At 73.1% G+C, this 25508-nt stretch carries 24 protein-coding genes and 3 pseudogenes; 17 read left to right on the top strand and 10 right to left on the bottom strand.

All coding sequences use genetic code 11. From position 1 onward, the window contains the following. Nucleotides 1–19: 19 nt before the first annotated feature. On the top strand, nucleotides 20–793 hold the full coding sequence (locus BJF79_RS50090) for a hypothetical protein (protein ID WP_075907576.1): 774 nt from the start codon (nucleotides 20–22) through the stop codon (nucleotides 791–793). Further along, entirely contained in the window at nucleotides 724–2220 is a 1497-nt protein-coding gene (locus BJF79_RS50095) for a DUF4132 domain-containing protein (protein WP_075907577.1), read from the top strand. Before BJF79_RS50090 ends, BJF79_RS50095 begins: the two co-directional genes overlap by 70 nt. A 73-nt stretch (nucleotides 2221–2293) precedes the next feature. Here BJF79_RS50095 and BJF79_RS50100 read toward each other — a convergent pair whose 3' ends face one another. The 3 genes from BJF79_RS50100 to BJF79_RS50110 all read right to left on the bottom strand — a co-directional run bounded on the left by BJF79_RS50100 (nucleotide 2294) and on the right by BJF79_RS50110 (nucleotide 4414). Beyond that, nucleotides 2294–2623, bottom strand: coding sequence for a DUF4286 family protein (locus BJF79_RS50100; RefSeq protein WP_075907578.1), 330 nt, complete (start codon nucleotides 2621–2623; stop codon nucleotides 2294–2296). Nucleotides 2624–2697: 74 nt separating this feature from the next. Further along, nucleotides 2698–3018 carry a DUF4286 family protein gene (locus tag BJF79_RS50105; RefSeq protein ID WP_075907579.1) on the bottom strand — a complete coding sequence of 107 codons (321 nt, stop codon included), beginning with the start codon at nucleotides 3016–3018 and terminating at the stop codon, nucleotides 2698–2700. Between the two features lie 79 nt (nucleotides 3019–3097). Further along, entirely contained in the window at nucleotides 3098–4414 is a 1317-nt protein-coding gene (locus BJF79_RS50110) for an aldo/keto reductase (protein WP_075907580.1), read from the bottom strand. Between BJF79_RS50110 and BJF79_RS56935 the strand changes: the two genes are divergently transcribed. The 6 genes from BJF79_RS56935 (at nucleotide 4352) to BJF79_RS50135 (ending at nucleotide 9676) form a co-directional block, all read left to right on the top strand. Beyond that, complete coding sequence (locus BJF79_RS56935; RefSeq protein WP_262403741.1) at nucleotides 4352–4984, top strand: hypothetical protein; 633 nt, start codon at nucleotides 4352–4354, stop codon at nucleotides 4982–4984. The genes BJF79_RS50110 and BJF79_RS56935 overlap by 63 nt on opposite strands. A 144-nt stretch (nucleotides 4985–5128) precedes the next feature. Continuing rightward, nucleotides 5129–5815, top strand: a complete 687-nt coding sequence (locus BJF79_RS50120; RefSeq protein ID WP_075907582.1) for a MurR/RpiR family transcriptional regulator — start codon at nucleotides 5129–5131, stop codon at nucleotides 5813–5815. A gap of 7 nt (nucleotides 5816–5822) precedes the next feature. Continuing rightward, the gene (locus BJF79_RS50125) at nucleotides 5823–7415 is read left to right on the top strand and encodes an N-acyl-D-amino-acid deacylase family protein (protein WP_075907583.1); all 1593 of its coding nucleotides are present in this window, start codon (nucleotides 5823–5825) and stop codon (nucleotides 7413–7415) included. Between the two features lie 45 nt (nucleotides 7416–7460). Then, nucleotides 7461–8456, top strand: a complete 996-nt coding sequence (locus BJF79_RS50130) for an SLC13 family permease (protein ID WP_083734878.1) — start codon at nucleotides 7461–7463, stop codon at nucleotides 8454–8456. A gap of 11 nt (nucleotides 8457–8467) precedes the next feature. After that, nucleotides 8468–8887, top strand: a complete 420-nt coding sequence (locus BJF79_RS54960; RefSeq protein WP_143221044.1) for a hypothetical protein — start codon at nucleotides 8468–8470, stop codon at nucleotides 8885–8887. 12 nt (nucleotides 8888–8899) lie between these two features. Then, complete coding sequence (locus BJF79_RS50135) at nucleotides 8900–9676, top strand: serine hydrolase (protein ID WP_075907584.1); 777 nt, start codon at nucleotides 8900–8902, stop codon at nucleotides 9674–9676. Here the strand turns inward: BJF79_RS50135 and menC are convergent, their stop codons facing one another. Further along, a complete protein-coding gene (menC, locus tag BJF79_RS50140; protein ID WP_262403742.1) occupies nucleotides 9677–11374 on the bottom strand; it encodes an o-succinylbenzoate synthase in 1698 nt (565 codons plus the stop codon). It lies immediately after the preceding gene. A 382-nt stretch (nucleotides 11375–11756) separates the two neighbouring features. Here menC and BJF79_RS65155 point away from each other — a divergent pair, with 382 nt between their 5' ends. The 6 genes and pseudogenes from BJF79_RS65155 to BJF79_RS50160 all read left to right on the top strand — a co-directional run bounded on the left by BJF79_RS65155 (nucleotide 11757) and on the right by BJF79_RS50160 (nucleotide 18104). Further along, nucleotides 11757–12113 carry a hypothetical protein gene (locus tag BJF79_RS65155; RefSeq protein ID WP_262403743.1) on the top strand — a complete coding sequence of 119 codons (357 nt, stop codon included), beginning with the start codon at nucleotides 11757–11759 and terminating at the stop codon, nucleotides 12111–12113. Further along, nucleotides 12059–12244: pseudogene (locus BJF79_RS68225) on the top strand (M20/M25/M40 family metallo-hydrolase); the annotation flags it as partial. The gene BJF79_RS65155 and the pseudogene BJF79_RS68225, both read left to right, overlap by 55 nt. A gap of 275 nt (nucleotides 12245–12519) precedes the next feature. Continuing rightward, nucleotides 12520–12906: pseudogene (locus BJF79_RS65165) on the top strand (M20/M25/M40 family metallo-hydrolase); the annotation flags it as partial. Nucleotides 12907–13213: 307 nt separating this feature from the next. Beyond that, a complete protein-coding gene (gene acnA, locus BJF79_RS50150; RefSeq protein WP_075907613.1) occupies nucleotides 13214–15979 on the top strand; it encodes an aconitate hydratase AcnA in 2766 nt (921 codons plus the stop codon). 194 nt (nucleotides 15980–16173) lie between these two features. Then, on the top strand, nucleotides 16174–17448 hold the full coding sequence (locus BJF79_RS50155) for a sensor histidine kinase (RefSeq protein ID WP_262403744.1): 1275 nt from the start codon (nucleotides 16174–16176) through the stop codon (nucleotides 17446–17448). After that, nucleotides 17445–18104 carry a response regulator gene (locus BJF79_RS50160; protein ID WP_075907586.1) on the top strand — a complete coding sequence of 220 codons (660 nt, stop codon included), beginning with the start codon at nucleotides 17445–17447 and terminating at the stop codon, nucleotides 18102–18104. Before BJF79_RS50155 ends, BJF79_RS50160 begins: the two co-directional genes overlap by 4 nt. A gap of 8 nt (nucleotides 18105–18112) precedes the next feature. Here the strand turns inward: BJF79_RS50160 and BJF79_RS50165 are convergent, their stop codons facing one another. Beyond that, entirely contained in the window at nucleotides 18113–18730 is a 618-nt protein-coding gene (locus BJF79_RS50165) for a LysE family translocator (RefSeq protein ID WP_075907587.1), read from the bottom strand. Nucleotides 18731–18797: 67 nt separating this feature from the next. On the opposite strand from BJF79_RS50165, the gene BJF79_RS50170 reads away from it, so the two are divergent. The 3 genes and pseudogenes from BJF79_RS50170 to mug all read left to right on the top strand — a co-directional run bounded on the left by BJF79_RS50170 (nucleotide 18798) and on the right by mug (nucleotide 21057). Further along, nucleotides 18798–19739 carry an aldo/keto reductase gene (locus BJF79_RS50170; RefSeq protein ID WP_075907588.1) on the top strand — a complete coding sequence of 314 codons (942 nt, stop codon included), beginning with the start codon at nucleotides 18798–18800 and terminating at the stop codon, nucleotides 19737–19739. 18 nt (nucleotides 19740–19757) lie between these two features. Beyond that, entirely contained in the window at nucleotides 19758–20474 is a 717-nt protein-coding gene (locus tag BJF79_RS50175; protein ID WP_075907589.1) for a sulfite exporter TauE/SafE family protein, read from the top strand. Then, nucleotides 20474–21057 (top strand): annotated as a pseudogene (gene mug, locus BJF79_RS50180) (G/U mismatch-specific DNA glycosylase). Before BJF79_RS50175 ends, mug begins: the two are co-directional and overlap by 1 nt. Here mug and BJF79_RS50185 read toward each other — a convergent pair. The 5 genes from BJF79_RS50185 to idi form a co-directional block, all read right to left on the bottom strand. Continuing rightward, a complete protein-coding gene (locus BJF79_RS50185) occupies nucleotides 21054–21509 on the bottom strand; it encodes a hypothetical protein (protein WP_075907590.1) in 456 nt (151 codons plus the stop codon). The pseudogene mug and the gene BJF79_RS50185 overlap by 4 nt on opposite strands. Before the next feature lie 223 nt (nucleotides 21510–21732). After that, nucleotides 21733–22554, bottom strand: coding sequence for a carbohydrate ABC transporter permease (locus tag BJF79_RS50190; RefSeq protein ID WP_410050245.1), 822 nt, complete (start codon nucleotides 22552–22554; stop codon nucleotides 21733–21735). Beyond that, entirely contained in the window at nucleotides 22551–23438 is an 888-nt protein-coding gene (locus tag BJF79_RS50195; protein ID WP_075907614.1) for a carbohydrate ABC transporter permease, read from the bottom strand. Before BJF79_RS50195 ends, BJF79_RS50190 begins: the two co-directional genes overlap by 4 nt. A 2-nt stretch (nucleotides 23439–23440) precedes the next feature. Further along, entirely contained in the window at nucleotides 23441–24676 is a 1236-nt protein-coding gene (locus BJF79_RS50200) for an ABC transporter substrate-binding protein (RefSeq protein ID WP_262403752.1), read from the bottom strand. Next, complete coding sequence (idi, locus tag BJF79_RS65170; protein ID WP_262403745.1) at nucleotides 24574–25437, bottom strand: isopentenyl-diphosphate Delta-isomerase; 864 nt, start codon at nucleotides 25435–25437, stop codon at nucleotides 24574–24576. Before idi ends, BJF79_RS50200 begins: the two co-directional genes overlap by 103 nt. Nucleotides 25438–25508: the final 71 nt, after the last annotated feature.

Below are 25508 nucleotides of genomic sequence, written 5' to 3' on the forward strand. Positions count from 1 at the left end.
CGGCCCTACGGTGTGCGGCATGAACGATCTCCCCTCCGCCGTTCCGGACGTGCTCGTCGATCCGCCCTGGGCGAGAAAGGCCGAGGCCGAGGCCGCGCCCGTCGTCGTCCCGGGGCTGGCACCGCCCGCGCCCGGCCCGCTCGCCTGGGAGAGCGGCGAACAGGAGCGATGGATCGAGCTCGCGTCGTTCATGGTGTTCGTCAAGCATCCGGACGACCACCCGTTCTGGGACGCGGCGCGGGAGCGGTTCCTGACCGGCGAGACGGACTACGCCCACCAGGCGAAGGAACTCGTGTTCGGCCCGGAGCGGGCGTTCGGCGACCTGCTCCCGCTGCTGCTGGAACGTGCCGATGAGCCCTCGTGGCGGGGCGTCAACCTGTACGCGCTCGACGAGTACGAGCTGAAGCCGCTCGTGGGCCGCTACGGTCCGCGGGTGCGCGAGCTGGCGGTGCGGGCCGCCAAGCGGCGGCCCGCGGACATCGGCGAGGTGCTGCTGCCCTACCTCGACGCCGAGGTCGGGCGGCTCATGACGGACTGGTTCGTCCGGCTCAAGTCGGCCGGCGAGACCGGGCGCCGCTGGTTGCTGCGGCACGGGCCGAACGCCGTCCCCCACCTGGTGCCCGACGCGGTCGGCGGGCGGCGGGCGGCGCGGGACCGGGCCGCGGCGGGGCTGCGGCTCATCGCGCGGGAGTCCGGCCGGACGAGGTCGTCGAGGCGGCCCGCGTGCACGGCGACCCGGCGGCCGACGCGGTGGCGGCGCTGCTGGACGCCGGGCTGCCGGTCGTACCGGTGAAGGAGCCGAAGATCCCGGCCTGGCTGGACCCGGCGGCGCTCCCGCGCCCGGCGACCTCGGCGGGCGGCCTGGACGACGCCGCGGTCCGCACCCTCGTCAAGCTGCTGATGCTGCCGGAGGAGCGGCCGGTGCCGGCGGAGGTCCGGACGGCGTGCGCGGGACTCCCGGAGTTCACCCGGGCGATCTTCGAGGCGTGGCGGGCGGCGGGCGAGCCGAACGGGCACGCCTGGGTGCTGGTGCGGCTGGGCGAACTCGGTGACGACGGGACGGTACGGTTCGCGGCGCCGCTCGTCCGGGAGTGGATCGGGGCGCGCAAACACGCCAAGGCGGGGCAGATGATCGAGAAGGTCCTGGCCCGGATCGGCACCGACGCGGCCCTGCGGGAGCTGAGCCGCATGACGCGCCGGTCGTTCCCCGGCGGCGCGCGCGAGGACGCGCGGCTCGCGCTGGTGGACGCGGCGGGGCGGCGCGGGCTCACCGACGAGAGCCTCGCCGACCGGCTCGTGCCCGACTTCGGCCTCGCCGCGGACGGCACGCTGACGCTGGACTACGGCCCGCGGCGGTTCGTGGTCGGATTCGACGGGCAGCTCAAGCCGTACGTGACGGACGAGGAGGGGAGGCGCCGCAAGACGCTTCCCAAGCCCGGCGTGAAGGACGACCCCGAACTGGCGCCCGCCGCCCACCGGCGCTTCGCGGCCCTGAAGAAGGACGCCCGCGCCGCCGCCGACGACCGGATCGTCGCGCTGGAGACCGCGATGGTGACCGGCCGCCGCTGGACGGCCGGGGAGTTCCGCGAGTTCCTGGTGACGCACCCGCTGGTGGGCCGGCTGGCGCGGCGCCTGGTCTTCACGGACGGCGCGGGCGCGTTCCGCGTCGACGAGGACGGCTCGTTCGCCACCGTCGGGTACGAGACGCACACGCTTCCCGCCGGCGCGTCGATCGGCGTCGCGCACCCTTTGCACCTCGACGTCCCGGCGTGGACGCACGTGTTCGCCGACTGCGAGATCCTGCAACCGTTCCCGCAGCTCGCACGCCCGGTGGCGGCACCGCGCGAGGACGAGCGGGACGCGCGGCGGCTGGCCCGCCTGGAGGGCGGGACGACCTCGTTCGGCGCGGTGCTGGGGCTGGCCCGGCGGAACTGGGAGCGGGCCGCGCCGCTGCACAGCGGGGGCGAGCCCGGCGTGTTCCGGCGGATCGGCGAGAAGCTCCACATCGCCGTGGAACTCGATCCGGGCATCGCGGCGGGCGCGCCCGGCGGCTCCCCGGAGCAGCGGATCCGGCGCGTCCAGGTCGTCACCGACCTCGACGCCTGGTGGTGGGACGACGCCGATGCCGAGGACCCGGACGCCCCCCGCCTCGGCGACCTCGACCCGGTGCTCGTCTCGGAGGTGCTGATCGACTTGGCGACGCTTACGCCGGACCGGTGACGCGCGCGTCCGGCCCGCCCGGGGGAGGGGCAGGCCGGACATGCGGGCCGTGCCTGCCGGTCGGGCGGTCCGGTCAGCCGGACGCGGCGGCGTCGCGTTCGACGACGAGTTCCATGAGGAGCATCCGCGCGGGCGGGTCCGTCCGGGCGGTGTCCGACAGGTGCATGGTGCCGTCGCTCGCGGCGTCCCGGAGCCGTTTCATGGCGGCCTTCGGGTCGCCCTCGATCTCGTAGTGGGCGATGTAGGTGTCGCCGTCGACGGGCGCGTAGCGGCGGGCGGAGACGATGCCCTCGATCGCCAGCATCTCGGGGATGTGCACCTCGTCGTACCAGCGGTTGTACTCGGCCGCGACGTCCGGGCCCGCGGGCCCGGACTCCACGTGCAGGATCGTCTTCTTCGGCATGCGCGTTCTCCCATCGGTCGTCCCGACCGGATGGTATACGTGCTCTCGAAGATTGAGAACGATGTTCTCGGAGGCTAGTCCGCGATCTCCTTGATGAGCTCGAAGACGTGCATCTGCGGCGGCGGGTCCATCTGGATGGTGTCCGAAAGGGCCACCGTGCCGTCGCCCATGGCCGTGTTCAGCCGCTTCACGGCCGCCTTGGCGTCGCCTTCGATCTCGTACACCGCGACGTAGGGGTCGCCGTCCTTGGTGGGGCCGTAGCGGCGGGCGGAGACGAAACCGTCGAGCGCCAGGACCTCCGGCATGTGGACGTCCTCGTACCAGCGGTTGTACTCGGCCGCGGTCTCCGGGCTCGACGGACGGGTCATGACGTGCAGGATGGACTTCGCAGACATGCGTGTTCTCCAATCGCGATGGCTCCGACCGGATGCTATAGGTACGGAAAATCCCGGTTCCGGCCGGTGGCGGGGCGGGTCAGTCCGAGGCGCCGATCTCCTTGACCTGCTGCATGAGCAGCATCCGCGGCGGCGGGTCCAGCCGGAGCGTGTCCGACATGTGCAGGGTGCCGTCGCCCGCGGCCCTGCTCAGCCGCGGGACGGCCTCGTCCGGATCGCCCTCGAACTCGTACTGCGCGATGTAGGGCCCTTCCCCGTCGACGGGCGCGAAACGGCGGGCCGCGACGAATCCTTCGACGGTGAGCACCTCGCGGAGATGGACCTCGTCGTACCAGCGGTTGAACTCCTCGACCGCGTCCGGACGGGACGGGTACGACTCGACCTGCAGGACCGTTCTCTTCGGCATGCGGCGGCTCCGATCGGTGGCTCCGACGGATGGTATACGCGTTCTCGATCTTTGAGAATGGCGTTTCGAGTCCGTTCGCCCCGTGCGCGCGGGACGCACCGAACCGCGCGCACGGGGGACCGCCTCAGGCGTCGATGTTCGCCATGTACGGCTCGTTGCCCTGCGCCCCCGCCGCCGCGCCGGGCGGTACGAGCTCCTCCAGCCGCTCGAACACCGCCGCGGCGAGGTCGAGGTCGGCGGCGGCCGCGTTGGCGCGGGCGCGGTGGCGGCGCGGCGCGTCCCGGGGATCGGGACGGTGCCGCGGTGCATCAGCCACGCCAGTGCGAGCTGGGCGGAGGTGGCGCCGTGCTCGGCGGCCAAGGAGGCGACCCGGTCGGCGAGCGAGACGTTGCGGGCGAGGTTGCCGTCCTGGAAGCGCGGGTTGTCGCGCCGCCAGTCGCCGTCCTCCAGGTCGGCGGCGGCGCGGACGCCGCCGCCGAGGATGCCGCGGCCCAGCGGGCTGTAGGCGACGAACCCGATGCCGAGCTCCGCGCACGCGGGCAGGATCTCGTTCTCGGGGTTCCGGTTGAACGGGGAGTACTCGGTCTGCACGGCCGTGACCGGGTGGACGGCGTGGGCCCGGCGGATGGTCCGGGCCGACATCTCCGACAGGCCGTACCCGCCGATCTTCCCCTCCGCGACCAGCTCGCCGAGGGTTCCGGCGGTCTCCTCGATGGGCGTGGACGGGGCCAGCCGGTGCACGTAGTACAGGTCGACGCGATCGGTGCCCAGCCGGTCCAGGCTGGCGTCCAACGCCTTCCGGACGTACTCGGGGCGGCCCATGCCCGGGATCAGGATCCCGTCCCCGTCCTGGTTCCCGCCGAACTTGGTGGCCAGGACGATCTCGTCCAGCCGGCCGCGGAGTGTGCGGCCGATGAGCCGCTCGCTGTGCCCGGCGCCGTAGATGTCGGCGGTGTCGACGAACGTGACACCCGCATCGAGCGCCCCCACCTCTACCGGCTGGCGGGCGATGAACCGGCCCCGCTCGTCCCGTCCGGCGGCCCGGTGGACGCGGGCGTGCTGCGCCTGCTGGACGTGATCGGCCCGGTCCCCGCCTACGTGACCAACGGCCGGCTGGACGTGCTGGCCTGGAACCCGATGGCGGCGGCGCTCCTTCCCGGGATCGCCGAGCTGCCGGAGGGCCGGCGCAACATGCTGCGGTTCACCCTGTGCGACCCGCGCGCCCGCGACTTCTACCTCGACTGGGAGGGCGTGACCCGGCACGGAATCGCGCAGCTCCGGACGGCGACCGGCCGCGATCCCGGCGATCCGGCGAACGAGGCGCTGATCCGGGAGCTGGCCGGGGCGAGCCCGCGGTTCGGCGAGTGGTGGGAGCGGCAGGACGTGAAGGGGCCGGGCATCGGCCGCAAGGAGTACCGGCATCCGGTCGCCGGGCGGCTCTCGCTCGACTACGTGGGGATGGTGCTGCCGGGGACGGTGGACCACCGGTTCGTGACGCTGACGGCCGCGGAGGGCAGCCCGTCCCAGGCGGCCCTGGACAAGCTGGCGGCCGGTCTCTGACCCTCGGCCGCCCAGCCGGCGGTCCGCGGCACCACACAAAGATACGTTCCTTATCTAGTACGCCAGGTCGCACGTGAGATGCCTATTGACGTGCGATCAATCGCGCTGCTAGAAACTTGCATCGTCAACATAAGATACGTATCCATGGACGGAAGTGATCGCTTGCCCGACGCTGGACCGGACCGGGAAGCGACGGAGAACCGCCGGCTGAGCAGCCCGGACGCCCGTTACGGCGCGCGGCTGCGCCGCAAGTCGACGGCACTGCTGCTGCTGGACGCGATCATCGAGGCCGAGACCGCCAACCTGGAGCGCACCCTGACCGCGCTGCGGGCCGACGGTTCGCTGGAGCGGGCGGCCGGCCAGATCGTCGCGGCGCGGCGCCGCTTCATCATCGGCAGCGCGAAGAGCCGCGCGCACGCCACGCTGCTGCACCTGGAGCTGTCGGCGAGCCTCTCCGGGGTCGCCCTGATCGATGAGGCCGCGGTGCGGGCCATCGACGTGCTCAGCGACGTCCGCCCGACGGACGTGCTGGTCGCGTTCTCCTTCCGCCGCTACGCCCGGCAGACCGGCACGGTCGCGCGGGAGTTCGCCGCCGCGGGCGGCCACGTCGTGGCCGTCACCGACGACGCCGACAGCCCGCTCGCCGCCGCCGCGGGCACCACGGTCGTGGTCAGCACGGGGAGCGCGTCCTACAGCGACTCGCCGACGGCGATCTCCGCCGTCGTGCACGCGCTGGCGACGCTGACCGCCGCGAGCGCGAAGGGGGCGCGGCGGCGGCTGGCCCGGCGCGAGGACCTCGCGCACGCCCTGGACATCTACTCCGACGAATGAGTGGCGCATGAACGATGTGATCATCCGCGGCGGCGACGTGCTGGACGGTACGGGCGCCCCCGCGCGTCCCGCCGACGTCGTCGTGCGCGACGGAGAGATCGCCGAGATCGCCCCGCGCGCCGCCCGCGACCGCGACGCCCGCCCCCGCGACGGCGAGGTGCTGGACGCCACGGGCCTGGTCGTCGCGCCCGGCTTCATCGACCTGCACTCGCACGCGGACTTCAGCGTCCAGGACCATCCCGCCGCCGACACCGCCGTCCACCAGGGCGTGACCACGCTGCTCGGCGGCAACTGCGGGTTCTCCCCGTTCCCGGTCGCCGACGCGGCGGCGCTCGGCCGGGCCGCCGGGTTCCTCGCGTCCGGCCTGGACATCACCTGGACGGACCTGGACGGCTACGCCGCCGCCGTCGAACAGGACCCGCCCGCGATCAACATGGCCGTCCAGGTCGGCCACCAGGCGCTGCGGATGGCGGCCGTCGGCGCGGACGAGCGCCCCGCCACCGCCGCCGAACTGGACCGGATGCGCGGGCTGCTGTCCGAGGCCGCCGCGCAGGGCGCCTTCGGCTTCTCCACCGGCCTGATCTACGCGCCCGGCAGCTTCGCGCCGTCCGACGAGGTCGCCGCGCTGGCGACGGAGGCGGCCGCGCACGGGCTCCTGTACTCCACGCACATGCGGGACGAGACGGGCGGGCTGCTCGCGGCCGTCGCCGAGGCCCTCGACACGGCGCGGCGGTCCGGCGTCCGCCTGGAGATCTCGCACCTCAAGGCGATGGGCCCGGCCAACCACGGATCGGTGCGCGCGGCGCTCGCCGCGATCGAGGACGCCCGCGCCGGGGGCGTGGACGTGACCGCCGACGTCTACCCGTACACGGCGTCGTCGACGACCCTGACGTCCCGGCTGCCCGGCTGGGCCATGGACGGCGGCCCCTCCCGGCTGCTCGAACGCCTGATGGAACGTTCCACCCGGACCCGGATCGCGAGCCGGCTGCGCGCGCGTTTCGGCGACGACATCGACCCCGCGGGCGTCGTCGTGGCGTCGCTGCCGGACGGCCCCTACTCCCGGTTCGTCGGCCGCGACCTGATCGCGATCGGCGCCGAACTCGGCATGGACCCGGCGGAGGCGGCGCTGGAACTGCTCGCCGCCCACCGCGCCACCGTGTCGATCGTCAACCACGCGATGGCGCCGCAGGACGTCGCGACCGTTCTGGCCCACCCGCTGGTGAGCGTCGCCAGCGACGGCTGGACGCTGCGTCCGTCCGGGGCGGGCCGCCCCCACCCGCGCAGCTTCGGCACGTTCGCCCGCGTCCTCGGCCGGTACGCGCGCGAGGACGGGCTGCTCGCGCTGCCCGAGGCGGTGCGGAAGATGACCTCGCTGCCCGCGTCCCGGCTGGGCCTGGCGGACCGCGGCGCGATCCGCTCCGGCCTGGTCGCCGACCTCGCCGTGTTCGACCCGGACACGGTGCTCGACCGGTCCGATTTCGCGGACCCGTGGCGGCTCGCCACGGGCGTGCGGCACGTGCTCGTGCGCGGCGTTCCCGTGCTGCGCGACGGCACGGCCACCGGCGCGCGCCCCGGGCGCGTCCTTCGCCGGAGCTCATGACCGGGGTTCCCCCCCCGATCGAACCCTCGTTGAACAGGAGCGTCCTTGAGCAGCACCGAAACGCTCACCAGGCGGCGGCCGAGCCGCCGGCAGATCATCGCGACGGCGTGTTTCGCGATCAGCGTCGTGGCCGGCATCGTGCTCGCGATCGCCGACGACAAGGCCGGGTTGTGGGGCCTCGTCCCGATCGTCCTGTACGCGGTGCTCGCCCTGCTCGGCGTCGACGTCGTGCTGGCCACCGTCGGCGCCGTGCTGGTCGTGGCGATCATGACGCGGACCGGGCCGGTACCGCTCGGCGAGCAGCTCGCGACGTCCATGGGCTCGCTGGTCGCGGTGATCGGCCTGATCATCATGCTGGGCGCGGGCCTCGGCCGGGTCGCCCAGGAGACCGGCGCCGCCCCGATGCTCATCCGGATGGTGATGAGCCGGATCGGACTGAACACCCCCACCCGCGTCCAGTTCGGCGTCATGGCGTCGTCGCTGGTCATCGTCGGCGCGCTCGGCACGCTCGCCGGCGGCAACGCGATCATCGCGCCGATCGTCATCCCGATCGCGGCACGGCTGGGCTGGCGCCCGCCCGCGGTCGCGGCGATGTTCCACGCGGCGGGCGCGGCCGGGCTGCTGATGGGCCCGTTCACGCCGCCCGTCGTGACGATCACGGCCGCCGCCGACATCGGCTACGGCGACTACCTCCTGCACGCCGGGCTGCCGGTCGGCGCCGTCACGATCGGCACCGGATTCTTCATGGCCCGCTGGATCCAGCGGCACACCGACCAGGAGTACACGGAGGCCGACAAGGCCGGGGGCGACGACTTCGAGGACGGCTCCGAGCGGAACGCCGGACGCGTCGCGGCCGGACGCCGCGCCGCGTTCGCGTTCGTCGGCGTCATGGCGGCGCTCGCCGCGTTCGGGGTGTGGCAGGAGGCCGGCTACTCCTACGCGCTGGTCGTCATGGTGGTCGCCGCGGCGGCGACGGGCCTGGCGGGCGCCTCGGCCCCAAGGGCACCGCCGAGGCCGTCTACGCGGGCGCGGCCCGGCTGATCTGGCTGTTCATGCTGTTCTGGCTGCTGGACCCGCTGCTGACGCTGGTGGAGAAGACCGGCGCGTTCGAGTCGATCTTCGAGACGATGAAGCCGATCATGTCGGACGCCGGTCCGTACACGCTGCTGGTGCTGGTCGTGCTGATCGGCTACGTGCACGCGGTGCCGGGCGCGGCCGTCGCGCAGGTCGTGCTGATCGACAAGCTGTTCGGCCCGCTGGTCGCCTCGCTCGGCATCCCGCCCGCCGCGTGGTCGGTCTCGCTGCTCGGCACCGCGCAGATCGACCAGCTCGGCCCCTACCCGACCGCCGACATGATGGGGCAGATGGGCCTGGCACGCTCCAGCGACCTGAGGATGATGCTGTTCAACGGCTGGGCCATCATGGCGGTCAACTCGGTCGGGTTCCTCGTCCTGTTCGCCGTCCTGCTCTAGGGGGAGGGCTCCATGCACGACGAACTGGACGAGCTCGCCCGCCGGGCGTCCGCGTCCGGCGGGCGCCTCGGCCTGGCCGTCCACGACCTCGGCACCGGGGAGCGTGCCGAGGTCGACGCCGGGCGGGTCTTCACCGCCGCGTCGGTGATCAAGCTGCCGATCATGATGACGCTGCTGTCCGGCACGGAGGCCGGAACGTGGTCGCTGGACGACCGGCTGCCGCTCGCCCCGTCCCGCCGGGTCGGCGGGGCGGGCGTCGCCGCCGAACTGGCGGACGTGCCCGACCTCAGCGTCCGCGACCTGCTGACGCTGATGATCATCGTCAGCGACAACATGGCCACGAACCTGCTGATCGACCTGCTGGGCATGGACGCCGTGACGTCCTGGTGCGCCCGCCACGGCATGCCGCGGACCGTGCTGGCACGGTCCATGATGGACGCCGACGCGCGCGCCCGCGGGCACGAGAACCGCACCACCCCGGCGGACACGGCCGCCCTGCTCACCGGCCTCGCCCGCGGCGACCTGCTGGGCGAGCGGGCGACCGCGCACGCCCTGGAAGTGCTGACCCGCCAGCAGACCGCCGACCGGCTGCCCCGCCACCTGCCCGGCGGCGTCCGGCTGGCCCACAAGACGGGTGAACTGGACGGCGTCCGCCACGACGCGGGGATCGTCCTCGCCGACGGCCGCGCGCCGATCGTCATCGTCGTGCTGACCGAGGGCTTCGCCGACGAAGACCACGCGGCCGACCTCGTCGCCGAGGCCGGCCGCGTGGTCTACACCGTTCTCTGATCAGACGCGGTACGTCTCGTCCGCCTCGGCGCGGACGAACTCCTCGTCCACCTCGTGGCCCAGCGCGGCGGCGGCGGGCACGTCGACCATGCCGTCCACCGCGCGGACGGGCGGGTCCACGACGTCGCGCGCGTAGTACTTGTCGGAGCCGGACACGTCGCTCGGCAGCTCGAACCCCGGCAGCGACGCGATCGCGACGTTCGCGGCGCGGCCCACGCCGAACTCGTGCATGCCGCCGCACCACACCGTCCACCCGGCGGCCACCGCCCGGTCGTGCGCCGCGCGCGCGGCCGTCAGCCCGCCCATCCGCGACACCTTGATGTTCAGCACGCTCCCGGCGCCCAGCGTGACGGCGGTGTCGAGCTGGTCGAGGTCGTCGACCGACTCGTCCAGGCAGACGGGCGTCCCGACGGACTCCCGCAGCCGGGCGTGCGCCGCCAGCGCGCCGGGGCCGAACGGCTGCTCGATCAGCAGCAGCCCGAGGCCGTCCAGCTCCCGCATGACGGCCAGCGCGGCCGCGTCCTCCGGGTACACGCCGTTGGCGTCGACCTGCACCATCAGGTCCGGGTGCGCCTCCCGGACGGCGCGCACCGGCGCGACGTCCCAGCCCGGCGCGATCTTCAGCTTGATCCGCCGGTAGCCGTCCGCTACGTGCCGGTCGACCTGGGCCTTCAGCTCCTCGATCGTCGGCTCGATGCCGAGGCTCACCCCGGCGGCGATGCGGTCGCGGGTGCCGCCCAGCGCGTCCGCGAGCCGGGTGCCGGACGCGCGCGTCCACAGGTCCCAGCAGGCGATGTCGAGGCCCGCCTTCGCGAAGTTGTGGCCGCGGATCCGCGCCCACACCCGGCCCGCCTCGGACGGGTGCTCCCAGCGGGCGCCGACCAGGGCGGGCGCGAGGTAGCGGCGCAGCATCGCCCAGCAGGTGTCGACGGTCTCGGGGCAGTAGTACGGGTCGCTCGGCGAGGCGATCTCGCCCCATCCGGCCGTCCCGTCCTCGCCGGTCACCCGCACCAGGATGTGCTCCAGGTGCGACTTGCGGTGCGAGCTGGTCTGGAAGGCGTGGACGAGCGGCAGGCTGAGCCGGAACGCCTCGACGGAGGCCACGGTGGGCATCAGTTCTCCTCGCGGGGGACGGAGCCGGGGACGGGACCGGCGGCGGGATCGGCGGCGGGCGCGGGACCGGCGGCGGGGGCGGGGGCGAGCCGGTAGACGCCGGTGCGCCGTCCGCGAGCCGCACGACGTCGTCGCGCACCCGCGGCCGACGAGCGCGCCGAGCGTCGAGGCGACCCGCTCGCGCAGCGCGACGGAGGCGTCCCGGTCCTCGGCGACCAGCGCGTCCCAGTTCCCGGGCAGGCCGAACAGCAGGTCGTCGCCGTCGGGCGCGACCTCGCCCCACGCGACGGGCGGGGGCGTCTCGTGCCGGGCCGGAGCGCCCGCGGTCAGGTCCCATTCGACGATGAGGCGGTCGGTGCGCATGCCCCGGTCGCGGCCGAGGTCCTCCACGCCCATCAGGTTGGGCACGAACCAGCGGGCCACCGCGCCGAGGACGTCGAGGTTGAAGTGCGCGTTGTGGGTCCGCACCGGGTCGAACGCCCAGCGCATGGCCGTCATCCCGGAGGCCAGGGCGTGGTCGCGCTGGCCGAGCTTGAGCGCCCGGCCGACGCCGCGGCCCTGCTGGTCGTCGCGGACGGCGGCCATCTGCGAGTAGAGGTAGCCGGCGCCGGACGCGTCGGCGCCGCGGAACCCGTAGGTGAATCCGACCAGGTCGTCCCCGTCGAAGGCGCCGACGCCGAGCCGCCGTTGCGGGTGAGCGAGACGAGCAGCCGGGGGCTGACCGCGGGGTCGGTCTCGTCGAGGCGGAAGACCTCGCGGTACAGGCGTACGGCGGCCCGCATCTCGGCGGGGTCCGTCAGTGGCCGCACCTGGACGGCCGGGGCTTTGGAGGGCATCGCACCGCTTACTGTCTGACCTTGATATGTTCCGTATCTACGCCCCTGTTTCTAGCATTTTGCCTAGTTAGCGTCAACTAAAGCGGGTACGGGGGCAGTTATACGATTCGTAAGTTTGTTCACGGAGGATCATGGCCACGCTCACGCCCGAGACCGCCGCCCGCATCGCCGAGGCCGCCGCCGCGCAACTGGACGAGGGCCGGGCGCGCCTGCGCGCCTACGCGCTGGCCGAGTCCCCGAGCGGCGACGCCGCCGCGCTGGCCCGCTGCGCCGATCTCGTCGCGGCCGGGCAGGAGGCCGCCGGGGGCCGGGTGCGGCGCGTCCCGTCCCCGGCCGTGACCACCTGGTCGCGTCCTTCGGGCCGGACGGCGGCGGGCACCTGCTGTTCGTCGGCCACTACGACACCGTGTGGCCGGTCGGCCGCCTCGCCGAGATGCCCTACACCGACGACGGGACGACCATCACCGGGCCGGGCGTCCTCGACATGAAGGGCGGCCTGGTCGCCCTGGAGATGGCGCTGCGCGCGCTGGACGCCGCGGGCGTCGCGGTGCCGGTCCCGGTGCGCGCGGTCGTGGTGGCCGACGAGGAGGTCGGCAGCCCCACCGGACGCGCGGTCGTCGAGGACGAGGCGGCCGGCGCGGCCGCCGTGCTCGGGCTGGAGTCGCCGCACCCCGACGGCGACCGTCAAGTCCGCGCGGCGCGGCAGCACCCGCGTCGCGCTGCGGGTCCGCGGCCGGGAGGCGCACGCCGCGCTCGACCCGGAGAACGGCGTCTCCGCGATCGACGAGCTGCTCGACCAGCTCGCCGCCGTCCGCGCGGCCGTCCCCGGGGACGGGACGACGCTGTGCAACGTCGGTCCGCGTCGAGGGCGGGACGCGGGCGAACGTCGTCGCGGGGGAGGCGTGCGCGGAGATCGGCCTGCGGTTCACCGACGCGGCCGCCGAACGCCGGATGCTCGGCGTGCTGCGCGACCTGCGCCCCGTCCGGGACGGCGCGACGGTCGAGGCCGAGGTGCTGACGTCCCGTCCGACCTGGCAGGAGGACCCGGATTCCCCGCTCCTGGCGCGCCTCGCCGAGCTGGGCGCCGCTCTGGGGCAGGACGTGCGCGGACGTCACCGCGGCGGCGCGGGCGACGCGAACCTGCCCGGTTCGCGCGGCCTGCCGACCCTCGACGGGCTCGGCCCCCGCGGCCGCGGGGCGCACGCTCCCGACGAGCACGTCCTCGTCGCGTCCCTGCCCGAACGCGCCGCCCTCCTCGCCGCGTTCATCGCCTCCTCCTGAGCATTCCGGTGGCCGAGCGTGACGCCGCCGCCGCTCAGGGGTAAGGGCGCGAGGGAAAGGACGCCGGATGCAAGTAGCTCGACATCGAGATAAATTGGAGATAGCTTGACGTCGAGAGAAATCTTGGCGAAGTTGGGCCGCCCCGATTCTCGGCCGGGGGCCGGGCTAAGGCAGGATCAGGGGAGATGAGCTTTCCGTCCCGCCCGGGCGACGCCGGTCACGGGGGCGGGATTTCGACGAACTGAGAACACTGCGCCGCGCGCTCATGTCCCGGACCGGACGCGCGGTGACGACGGAGGAGGAGTCCGTGTCCGCGAACAGCTTCGGCAGCCTTAGCAAGCTGCAGGTGGGCGAAAAGTCCTACGACATCTACCGGCTGGACGCCGTCGAGGGCTCGGCCCGTCTCCCGTACAGCCTCAAGGTGCTGCTGGAGAACCTGCTGCGCACCGAGGACGGCGCGAACGTCACCGCCGACCACATCCGCGCGCTCGCCGGGTGGGACGCCAAGGCGCAGCCGAGCAAGGAGATCCAGTTCACCCCCGCGCGGGTGATCATGCAGGACTTCACCGGCGTGCCCTGCGTGGTGGACCTGGCGACGATGCGCGAGGCCGTCCGCGACCTCGGCGGCGAAGCGTCCAAGATCAACCCGCTGGCGCCGGCCGAGATGGTCATCGACCACTCCGTCATCGTCGACTACTTCGGCTCGCCGGACGCGTTCGAGCGCAACGTGCAGGTCGAGTACGAGCGCAACAAGGAGCGCTACCAGTTCCTGCGCTGGGGCCAGACGGCGTTCGACGAGTTCAAGGTCGTGCCGCCCGGCACCGGCATCGTCCACCAGGTGAACATCGAGCACCTGGCCCGCGTGGTGTTCGACCGGGGCGGCGTGGCCTACCCCGACACCTGCGTCGGCACCGACTCGCACACCACGATGGAGAACGGCATCGGCGTCCTCGGCTGGGGCGTCGGCGGCATCGAGGCGGAGGCCGCGATGCTCGGCCAGCCGATCTCGATGCTCATCCCGCGCGTCGTCGGCTTCAAGCTGACCGGCGAGCTCCCGGCCGGGACGACCGCGACCGACCTCGTGCTGACCATCACCGAGATGCTCCGCGAGCACGGCGTCGTCGGCAAGTTCGTCGAGTTCTACGGCGAGGGCGTCGCGGCGCTGCCGCTGGCCAACCGCGCCACGATCGGCAACATGAGCCCCGAGTTCGGCTCCACCTGCGCGATCTTCCCGGTCGACCAGGAGACGACGAAGTACCTGCGGCTCACCGGGCGCAGCGAGGATCAGATCGCGCTCGTCGAGGCGTACGCCAAGGAGCAGGGCATGTGGCTCGACCCGTCGGTCGAGCCGGACTTCTCCGAGTACCTCGAACTGGACCTGTCGACGGTCGTCCCGTCGCTGGCCGGCCCGAAGCGCCCGCAGGACCGCATCGCCGTGTCGGAGGCCAAGGAGACCTGGCGCCGCGACGTGCAGAACTACGTCAGCAGCGTGCAGGGCCCGGCCGACGAGGCGTCCAACGAGTCGTTCCCCGCGTCCGACTCCCCGGCGATCAGCCACGGCGGCGCCGGCGACAAGCCCCGCGAGCACGCGACCAACGGCGCGTCCCGTCCGCACAAGCGGGTCGAGGTCACGCTGGAGGACGGCACGAAGTTCGAGCTCGACCACGGGCACGTGGCCGTCGCGGCCATCACCTCCTGCACCAACACCTCGAACCCGTACGTGATGGTCGGCGCGGCGCTGCTGGCCAAGAACGCGGTCGAGAAGGGCCTCACCCGCAAGCCGTGGGTGAAGACCTCCCTCGCGCCCGGGTCGCAGGTCGTCACCGACTACTTCGAGCGCGCGGGCCTCACCCCCTACCTCGACAAGATCGGCTACAACCTGGTCGGGTACGGCTGCACGACCTGCATCGGCAACACCGGCCCGCTGCAGCCGGAGATCTCCAAGGCGGTCAACGACAACGACCTCGCGGTCACGGCCGTCCTGTCCGGCAACCGGAACTTCGAGGGCCGCATCAGCCCGGACGTGAAGATGAACTACCTCGCGTCCCCGCCGCTGGTCATCGCCTACGCCCTGGCCGGGACGATGGACATCGACATCCTCAACGACCCGATCGCCGACGGCACCGACGGCCCGGTCTACCTGCGCGACATCTGGCCCGCGCCCGAGGACGTCGCCGCGATCGTCGAGTCGTCCATCGGCCAGGACATGTTCACCAGCAGCTACGCCGACGTCTTCAAGGGCGACGACCGGTGGCGCGGCCTCGACATCCCGACCGGCAACCTCTTCGAGTGGGACCCGGCGTCCACGTACGTCCGCAAGGCGCCGTACTTCGACGGGATGGCCGCCGAGCCCGAGCCGGTCACCGACGTCCACGGCGCGCGCGTCCTGGCGAAGCTGGGCGACTCGGTCACCACCGACCACATCTCCCCGGCCGGGGCGATCAAGGTCGGCACGCCCGCCGCGCAGTACCTCCAGGACAACGGCGTCGCGGTGAAGGACTTCAACTCCTACGGCTCGCGCCGCGGCAACCACGAGGTCATGATCCGCGGCACGTTCGCCAACATCCGGCTGCGCAACCAGCTCCTGGACGACGTCGAGGGCGGCTTCACCCGCGACTTCACCCAGGAGGGCTCGCCGCAGTCCTACATCTACGACGCCGCGCAGAACTACGCCGCGCAGGGCACGCCGCTCGTCGTCATCGCGGGCAAGGAGTACGGCTCCGGCTCGTCCCGCGACTGGGCCGCGAAGGGCACCGCGCTGCTCGGCGTCCGCGCCGTCATCGCGCAGTCCTACGAGCGCATCCACCGCTCGAACCTGATCGGCCTCGGCGTCCTGCCGCTGCAGTTCAAGGACGGCGAGTCGGCCGAGTCGCTCGGCCTGACCGGCACCGAGACGTTCGACATCACCGGCGTCACGGCCCTCAACGAGGGCGGCGTCCCCGAGGAGGTCACGGTGAAGGCGGACGGCAAGGAGTTCAAGGCCGTCGTCCGGATCGACACCCCCGGTGAGGCGGACTACTACCGCAACGGCGGGATCCTGCAGTACGTCCTGCGGAGCCTCATCCGCAAGTGACGCACGACCCCGCGGAACGGGCCGTCTCCTCCGGGAGGCGGCCCGTTCCGTCTCATACCCCAGAGGTAGGCGGCAGGCCCGTTCCGTGGGGGGAGGCGCCGGGGCGGAGCGGCGGTTACCGTCGTGGGCGGGGCGGCGCCGGGACGCCCGGCGGGCGGGGGAGGGCGATGACGGTCGGATCGGTCGGATCGGTCGTGCGGAACGCGTTGCGGGACCTGTCCCCGGCCGCCGGTCCCGCACTGCTGCCGCTGGACGTGCCGTCCCGCCCGCGGCTCGCCGCGTGGCTGCCGCACGGGCTCGTGGCCGCGGGCGCGGTCGTCCTCGCCGGGTCGTCGTGGCACATCCTGCTCACCGACTACGCGCTGCCGAACGGGTCGGCGGCGACGCTGAGCCTCGTCCACGCGTCCGCCCTGGTGGTGTGCGTGTTCCGGCCGATGGCCGGCTGGTGGCTGTCGCTGGCGCTGGCGACGGTGACCGGGCTCGCCGTCGCGTCGCCCGGTCCGCAGGACGGGCCGCTGTGGGCGGGGCCGAGCCTGTCGGCGCATCTGGCGGTGCTCGCCCTGGTCGCGCTGCGCGTGCCCGCCCGGGTGGCGGCGCAGATGTGGGCGCTCACCGGGGTCGCCGCGGTCGGCCTGGCCATCGCGCTGTCCGGCGGCGACGGGCTCGCCCTGCCCTCGCCCCGTCCGGGGCCGGAGGTCGAGCCGCCGGGACGGGACGCGTTCCCGAGCCTCGCCGAGGTGCTGCTCGTGTCCGGCACGGTGGTGCTGGCGGCGGCGGCCCTGCGCGGGCGGGGCGACGCGCTGCGCGGGCTCGCCCGGGAGCGGCAGCGGCGCGCGCTGCTGGAGGAGCGCGCCCGGATCGCGCGGGAACTGCACGACGTCGTCGCGCACCACATGTCCGTGGTCGCCGTCCAGGCCGAGGCGGCCCCCTACCGCGTCGCGGAGGTACCGGACGAGCTGGCGCGCAGCTTCGCCGTCATCCGGGCGAACGCGCTGGAGGCGATCGACGAACTGCACCGCGTCCTCGGCCTGCTGCGGGCCGGGGACGGCCCGGCCGACTCCGCCCCGCAGCCCACGCTGGACGGGCTGGACGGCCTCGTCGACGGCCTGCGCGCGACCGGCCTGGCCGTCGGCCTGCGGGTGTCGGGGGACCGGCCCGCGACCACGCCCGCCCTCGAAGTGTCGGCGTACCGGATCGTGCAGGAGGCGCTGAGCAACGTCCTGCGCCACGCGCCCGGCGCCGACGTGGACGTCGTGCTGGCCTACCGCCCGGACCGGATCGAGCTGACGGTCGGCAACGGCCCGTCGCCGGGGGCGCCGGGGCCTCCGCCGGGCGGGCCCGGCCACGGGATACTGGGGATGCGGGAACGGGCCGCGATGCTGGGCGGCGAACTGGCCGCGCGCCCGGGCCCGGACGGCGGCTTCACGGTGACGGCCGTGCTCCCGGCCGGGAAGGAGGCGCCGCGGTGACCGTCAGGGTGCTCCTGGCCGACGACCAGGCGATGGTCCGCGAGGGGTTCTCGGTGCTGCTCGGCGCGCAGCCCGGCATCGAGGTGGCCGGGGAGGCCGCCGACGGGCACGAGGCCGTCGCGAAGACCGCGGAGCTGGCGCCCGACGTCGTCCTGATGGACGTGCGGATGCCCGGCATGGACGGGCTGGAGGCCACCCGGCGGATCTCCGCGACCACGAAGGTCATCGTGCTGACGACGTTCGACCTGGACGAGTACGTCTACGGGGCGCTGCGCGCGGGCGCCTCCGGGTTCCTGCTGAAGAAGGCGTCCGCCGGGGCGCTGGCGGAGGCGGTGCGGGTCGTGGCGGCCGGGGAGGCGCTGCTGGCCCCGTCGGTCACCCGCCGGCTGATCGCCGAGTTCGCCCGGCTCGGCGGCCCGCGTGCGCCCCGCCGCGAGCGGCTCGACCGGCTGACCGCGCGCGAGACCGAGGTGCTCACGCTCGTCGCGCACGGGCTGTCGAACGGCGAGATCGCCGGCCGGCTCGTCGTGGCCGAGCAGACCGTGAAGACGCACATCGGCAACATCCTCGCCAAGCTCGACCTGCGCGACCGCACGCAGGCCGTCGTGCACGCCTACGAGACGGGACTCGTCCGGCCCGGCCCCGGCGCGCGCTGACCCGTCGCTCAGTGGTCGGCGGCGAGGCGCAGGCCGAAGCCGATGAACGCGACGCCGGTGACCTGCCGCAGGCGGCGTTTCACGGACGGACGCGCGAGCGTCCGGCGCGCGGCGCCCGCGGCGCCGACGAGCAGTGCGCACCACGCGAGGCCCTCGGCGACGTGGATGACGGCGAACAGCATGCTCGTCCCGAACACGGGCGCGTCCGCCGGGAGGAACTGCGGCAGCAGGCTCATGTAGAACACGCCGATCTTCGGGTTGAGCAGGTTCGTGACGAGCCCGGTGCGGTACGCGGCGGCACCGGACATGTCCGGTTCGGGGAGGTCTTCGGCGGCGGCCGCGCGCCGCGCCCCCCAGAGCGCCCGCCCGCCCAGCCACAGCAGGTAGCAGGCGCCCGCGACGCGCAGCACGTCGAACGCGAACCGGGACGCCGCCAGCAGCGCCGTCAGTCCCGCCGCGCTCGCCGCGCCCCAGCACAGCAGCCCGGTCGCGATGCCCGTCGCGGCGAGGAACCCGGTCCGGCGCCCGTCCGCAACGGTGGTGCGGAGCACCAGCATCGTGTCCAGACCGGGCGTGATCGTGACCAGTGCGGCGACGGCGGCGAAGGCCAGACATGCGCTGAGCATTCCGACATTCTGCCCAATCGGGCGGCCGGGTGGGCTTCGAACCCGCGCGCTTGGTTACATCGCCTGTATGGCCAACACCACTAAGAAGATCGGCGACCTCGACGTGTCCGGGCTGTGCCTCGGCGGCAACGTGTTCGGCTGGACGGCCGACCGCGACACCTCGTTCCAGATCCTGGACGCGTACGCGGCGTCCGGCGGCGACTTCATCGACACCGCCGACTCGTACATGGCGCACGCGCCCGGCAACAAGGGCGGCGAGTCCGAGGAGATCATCGGGGAGTGGACGAAGGCGCGCGGCAACCGCGACGACATCGTCATCGCGACGAAGGTCGGTCAGCACCCGCAACGCAAGGGACTGGCGGCCGCCAACATCAAGGCGGCGGCGGACGACTCGCTGCGGCGCCTGCGCACCGACCGCATCGACCTCTACTACACGCACTTCGACGACGAGTCCGTCCCCGTCGAGGAGATCATGACCGCGCTGGACGAGCTGGTGAAGGCGGGCAAGGTCCGGCAGATCGCGGTGTCGAACATCGAACTCGGACGGCTGGAGGCGTCCCTGGCGTTCAGCGAGCGGGAGGGCACCGCCCGGTACGTCGCGATCCAGCCGCACTACAACCTCGTGTCCCGCGACACCTACGAGGGGCCGCGGCGCGACATCGCCGAACGGCACGGGCTCGCGTGCGTCCCGTACTACGGCCTCGCCTCGGGGTTCCTGACGGGCAAGTACCGCCCCGACACCGAGGTCGACAGCGCGCGCGCCGGGCGGGCGGCGAAGTACTTGGACACCGAGCGCGGACGTAAAGTCCTGGAGGCCCTCGACGAGGTCGCCCGGGAGTCGGGCCTGTCCCACGCGACGGTGGCGCTCGCGTGGCTGGGCGCCCAGCCGACCGTCGTCGCGCCCATCGCCAGCGCCCGCACGATGGAGCAGCTCCCGCCGCTGCTGGAGGTCTCGGGCACCGTGCTCAAGGACGACCAGGTGAGCCGCCTGACCGAGGCTTCCGCCTGACTTGTATCGTTCCACGGCGTGGATCCCGATTTCTTGATCGTCGGGGGAGTGGCGGCGCTGCTCGGCGCCATCGTGCAGAGCAGCGTCGGCCTCGGCGTCGGCCTGGTCGCCACCCCGATCGTGACGATGCTCTTCCCGTCGCTGATGCCCGGCACGATTCTCGTCGTGGCGACCGTCCTGCCCCTGGCCACGCTCGCCCAGGAGGCGCGGCACGCCGAGCTGCGCGGCCTCGGCTGGGCGTTCGGCGGACGCGTCGCCGGGACGCCGCTCGGCGTGTGGCTCGTGGCCGCCGTGCCCGCCCGGGCCCTCGGCATCGTGATCGGCTTCTTCGTGCTCGCCGCCCTCGCCGTCACCGCGTGGTCGCGCGAGGTGCCGCGCACCCCCCGCACGCTCGCCGCCGCCGGGGCCATCGCGGGGACCACCGGCACCGCGTCCGGCATCGGCGGCCCGCCGATCGCGCTGCTCTACCAGCGCGAGAGCGGCCCCCGCGTGCGCGCCACCCTCGCGCTGTTCTTCGTCGCCGGCTGCCTGCTCTCGCTGGTCTCCCTCGCCGCGGTCGGCCGCCTCCCGATCGAGCAGGTCACCGCCGGGCTGTCGCTCGTCCCGTTCGTCCTGGCCGGGTTCTTCGCCGCCGGTCCGCTGCGCCGCTACCTGGACGCCGGACGGCTGCGCACCGCGCTGCTGATCGTCGTCGGCGCGTCCGCGATCGCCCTGATCGTCCGTAGTCTGGTGTAGTGCGCCCCACGAAGGCCGACCTCGAGGCCGCCCGCGACCGTGTCGTCCCCGACGTCCTGCCCGCCCCCGGCGGGACGCTCCGCGTCCTGTTCAGCGGCATCAACCCGGGCCTGTACTCGGGCGCGACCGGGCACCACTTCGCCCGTCCGGGCAACCGCTTCTGGCCCGCGCTGCACCGCTCCGGGTTCACCGACCGGCTCCTCGACCCGTCCGAGCAGCATCTCCTGCCCGCGTTCGGCCTCGGCATCACCAACCTGGCGCAGCGCACCACCGCCCGCGCGACGAGCTGGCCCCGGACGAGCTGCGCGACGGCGGGCGCCGCCTGCGGGCGCTCGTCGACCGGTACCGTCCCGCCTACCTGGCGGTCGCGGGCGTCACCGCGTACCGCACCGCGTTCGGCCGTCCGCGCACGCAGATCGGCCCCCAGGACGACACGTTCGGCTCCGCCCGCGTGTGGGTGCTGCCGAACCCGAGCGGCCTCAACGCGAGCTGGTCCCTCGACCGCATGGCCGCCGAGTTCGCCCGCCTCCGCGAAGCCGCCGCCGAAGCCCCGGACGAGGCCGCGGACGAGGCGGCCGGTTAGCCCGCCGGGTTCGCGGCGGGCGCGGCGAGCATCGTCTCGACCTCGGTGAGGAGGTTCGCGGACGGCTCCCACAGGTCGGTGCGGCCGAGGGAGATGATCGGACGCCGCAGGGCGCGCACGTCCGCGAGGTGCCAGTGGTGCCTGCCCGGCTCCGCCCACGGGCCGCACGCGCACTCGTCCGTCCCGCCGCGGCCGGACGCGCCGACGGTCGCGGAGCAGACCGCGGCGAGGTCGGCCACGGCGATGGCGGCGCCGATCGCGGCGAGCGGGTCGGACGGGTCCCAGCCGGCGGCCTGGACGAGCGGCGAGTCGCACGCCGACAGGTCGACCCGCATGGACGCGTGGATCAGCAGCGGCCCGCGGTAGGCCGTCGGCACGGCCTGGTTCGAGACGCTCTTGCCCCCGCACGCGATCGCGAACGCCCAGGGCTGCTGAACACTTATCGCCTGCACGCGGTCACCTCCAGTGCTCGACCGTCCCCACCCCCGGCATGGTTCACGGCGGGGACGCCGCGCGGCAATGCCCGAGAGGCTAGGCGCATCGGAGCGGTTGCGCCAATGGGGGAGGTGAGCGGTCCGCTCATGTCCGATCCTGCCCGATCATCTCTGTGACGCGTGGGAACGGAAAGTGGTTGACGTGACAACTGTGCAGAAGTGACAACCGCGGGGCCGCACGTCATCCCTTGAGGGCCCCGGCCATGAGGCCGCGCATGAAGAACCTCCCGAGCAGCAGGTAGACGAGGATGGTCGGCAGCGACGCCAGCAGCGCCGACGCCATCTGCACGTTGTACTGGACGGCGACCGCGCCGGAGCCCGCGGTGTTGTTCAGCATGACGGTGACGGGCCACGAGTCGGGTGCGCCGAGGAAGACCGCGAACAGGAAGTCGTTCCAGATCGACGTGAACTGCCAGATGATCGTCACGGCGAACGCCGGGGCCGACAGCGGCAGCACGACCGACGCGTACGCGCGGAGCATCCCGGCGCCGTCCACGCGCGCCGACTCGATCAGCTCGTCCGGGATCGTGACGTAGTAGTTGCGGAAGATCAGCGTGCAGATCGGGATGCCGTAGACGACGTGCACGAGGATCAGGCCCCGGATCGTCCCGACGATCTGCATGTCGGTGAGCACGCCCGCCAGGGGGATCATGACGGCCTGGTACGGGATGAACATCCCGAACAGGAACAGCGTGAAGACGGCGTCGGACCCCGGGAACCGCCACTTCGACAGCACGTAGCCGTTCAGCGAGCCGAGCACCGCCGAGATGATCGCCCCCGGGACCGCGATCTGGAAGCTGTTGACGATGCCCGGGCGCAGCTCGTCCCACGCGGCCGTCCAGCCGGACACGCTCCACTGCTCGGGCAGGTTCCACGCGGTGGCGGGCCCGGCCTCCTGCAGCGGCTTGAAGCTGGTGACGAGCAGGACGTACGCCGGCATCAGGAACAGCACGACGAACAGCAGCAGGACGGCCGGGCGGCCGAACCGGACGACGCGGCTCACCGCGCCCGCTCCGAACGGATCGTCCACACCAGGTAGGGGATGACGAGGACGGCGACCGCGAGCAGCAGGTACGTGGCGATGGTGGCGCCGTTCGCCGGGTCGTGCCGGTCGAAGATCTCCACGTAGGCGGCGACGGCCGGGACGTAGGTGATGATCTGCTTGCCCGCGATCGCCATGATCAGGTCGAACACCTTCAGCGAGATGTGCCCGAGGATGATCAGCGCGGACAGCGTCACCGGGCGGAGCTGCGGGAACACGACGTAGCGGTACACCTTCCACTCGGACGCGCCGTCCACCCGGGCCGCCTCGCGCAGCTCCTCGGGCACGCCGCGGAACCCGGCCAGGTACAGCGCCATGACATAACCGGACATCTGCCAGATCGCCGGGAGCGCCATGGCGGCCATGCCCCAGTCGGGGTTCTGCCACCACGTGTTCGCCAGCGCCCCCAGACCGGCGTCGTGGAACAGCTGGTTGAGGCCGACGGCCCGGTCGGCGGGCGCCGGATTCAGCAGCCACCGCCACACCACCCCGGCGGCGATGAACGACACCGCCATCGGGAACAGGTAGACGACCCGGAACGACGCCTCGGCGCGGATGCCCTTGTCCATCAGGAACGCGAGGAACGCGCCGAGCAGCAGGGCGCCGACGACGAACACGGCCGTGAACACCAGCGCGTTGGACACCGCGCCCGGCCAGCTCGGCTGGTGCCACAGGTCGACGAAGTTCTTCCCGCCGTCGAAGCCCAGCGGCGATACCTCGTCGTGCTTGCCGCTCAGCGCGACCCGCGTGTTCCAGAAGATGAGCCCGTAGACGAACACGCCGATCGCCACGATGGACGGGGAGACCAGCAGCAGGCCCGGCAGCCACCGCCGGGCGCGGCGCAGCCTCACTGGCCGCTGTTCTGGGCGGCCGTGACCAGCGCCTCCTGGAGTTTCGCCGGGTCCTTGTGCTGGAGGAACAGGCCGACTGCGGTGTCGATGTCGGTGTGCCACTTGTTGTTCGCCGTCACGCCGTGCCAGAACGAGCCCGCCAGCTTGATGTCCGGCTTGTTCCACTCGGTGATGGCGTACTCCAGATAGTCCTTGTAGAGGGACTTGTCGCCGTCCGTGCGCGCCGGGATCGAGCCCTTCTTCGGGTTGAACGCGTCCTGGCCCTCCTTGCTGGAGACGGTCTTCAGCCAGGCCAGGGCGCCGCCCCGGTGGGGCGCGTTCTCGGGCAGGGTGAAGCTGTCCGACAGCCACATGTACGTGCCGTCCGTGCCGGGCGCGGGCGCGTAGTCGAAGTCCGTGCCGAGCTTCTTGGCCAGCCCGTTCGGCGCCGGGTTCACGAAGTAGCCGTACGCCCAGTCGCCCATGATGTTGAACGCGGCGCGCCCGTCCACGACCGCCTTCGCGGCGCCCTGCCAGTCGGTGGACGCGGCCTCGGCGGTGGTGTACTTCATGATCTCGGCGAAGTCGTCGAGGGCGGCCTTGACGGCCGGGGTGCCCCAGTTCGCGCCCGGCTGCCACAGCGCGTTGTAGCCGTCGGTGCCGAGCGAGCCGAGCAGGACGTTCTCCAGCAGGTGGTCGGCCGTCCACTGCGCGCCGAGCGACAGCGGCACCTTCCCGGTCGCGTCGACGGCCTTCAGCGCGTCGATGAACGCGTCGATCGTCGCGGGCGGCTCGTCCACCCCGGCTTCCTCAAGGATGCCCGGGTTGTACCAGAGCACGTTGGACCGGTGGATGTTCACCGGAACCGAGTAGATGTTGCCCTTGTAGGTGATCTGGTCGATGAGCTGCTTCGGGTAGACGTCCCGCAGGCCGTTCTCGTCGTAGAAGTCGTTCAGCGGCTCGATCTGCCCGGCCTTGATGTAGTCGAGGAGTTCGGCCCCGGCGTGGCCCTGGAACGAGTCCGGCGGCTTGCGGTTCTTGAGCCGGCTCGCGAGCACCGCCTTGGCCTGCGTGCCCGAACCGCCGGCGATCGCCGCGTTGACGAACTTCGTCCCCGGGTTCTGCTTCTCGAACAGCGCCTGCAGCGCCGTCAGCCCCTCGGCTTCGCCCGGGCCCGTCCACCAAGAGAAGACCTCGACCTCGGAGCTGTCGCCGGAGCCGCCGTCGCCGCCGCAGCCCGCCAGGGCCAGCACGGCGGCCAGCGCGGCCGCGGCGAACGACGTCGTCCGGCCCCGGCCGGCGGCGCTTCCTCGAGTACGTCCGAACATCGCCCGTCCCTTCGGTCGCCCGAAAAACAAGCGTCTGCTCGGCTCACAAGATCGTCAACACCCGTACGGAACAGTGACCCGGCGGTTACATCGGCCTGCCGCCCGCGGCTACCAGGAGACGGCGGGCGGCAGCGGCCCCGCGCCGCGTCCGGCCAGCCGAGCGGCGCGCCCAGCGGCGCCAGCTCGGCCAGCTGCAGCCGGTACCACGGCGACGACTCCGGCCGTCCGGCCAGCTCCAGGCAGCGGTCCCACGACCACCACTCCGCCGCCTCGACCTCCTCGGGGTTGCACGCGACGGCCCCGCCCGGCGCGACCGTCGCCCGCACCACCGGGCACCGCTCGTGCTCGACCGTCCCGTCCTCGGCGACCGCCCGGTACCGGAACCCGGGCAGGACGGACGTGAGCGCCGCCCCCGACACGCCCAGCTCGTCCCGCAGGCGCCGCAGCACCGCGTCCCGCAGCTTCTCGCCCGGCGCCGGATGCCCGCAGCAACTGCCCGTCCACACCCCCGGGAACGTCCGCTTGCCCAGCGCGCGCTGCGTGATCAGCACGCGACCGTCCGTGTCCACCACATAGCATGAAAAAGCCAGGTGGTAGGGCGTGTCGCTATGGTGGCTCGCGGCCTTCGGCGCCGTCCCCACGGCCTCGTCGTCCGCGTTGAGCAGTACGATCTCTTCCTCGCGCATGGCTACTTCCTACCCCATCCCCCTCATGCGGAAAGGCCGTTTCCCCTGGCGACCTCCCCTCGCCGTGACTG

This window comes from Actinomadura sp. CNU-125, from assembly GCF_001942465.1.
Classification (GTDB): domain Bacteria; phylum Actinomycetota; class Actinomycetes; order Streptosporangiales; family Streptosporangiaceae; genus Spirillospora.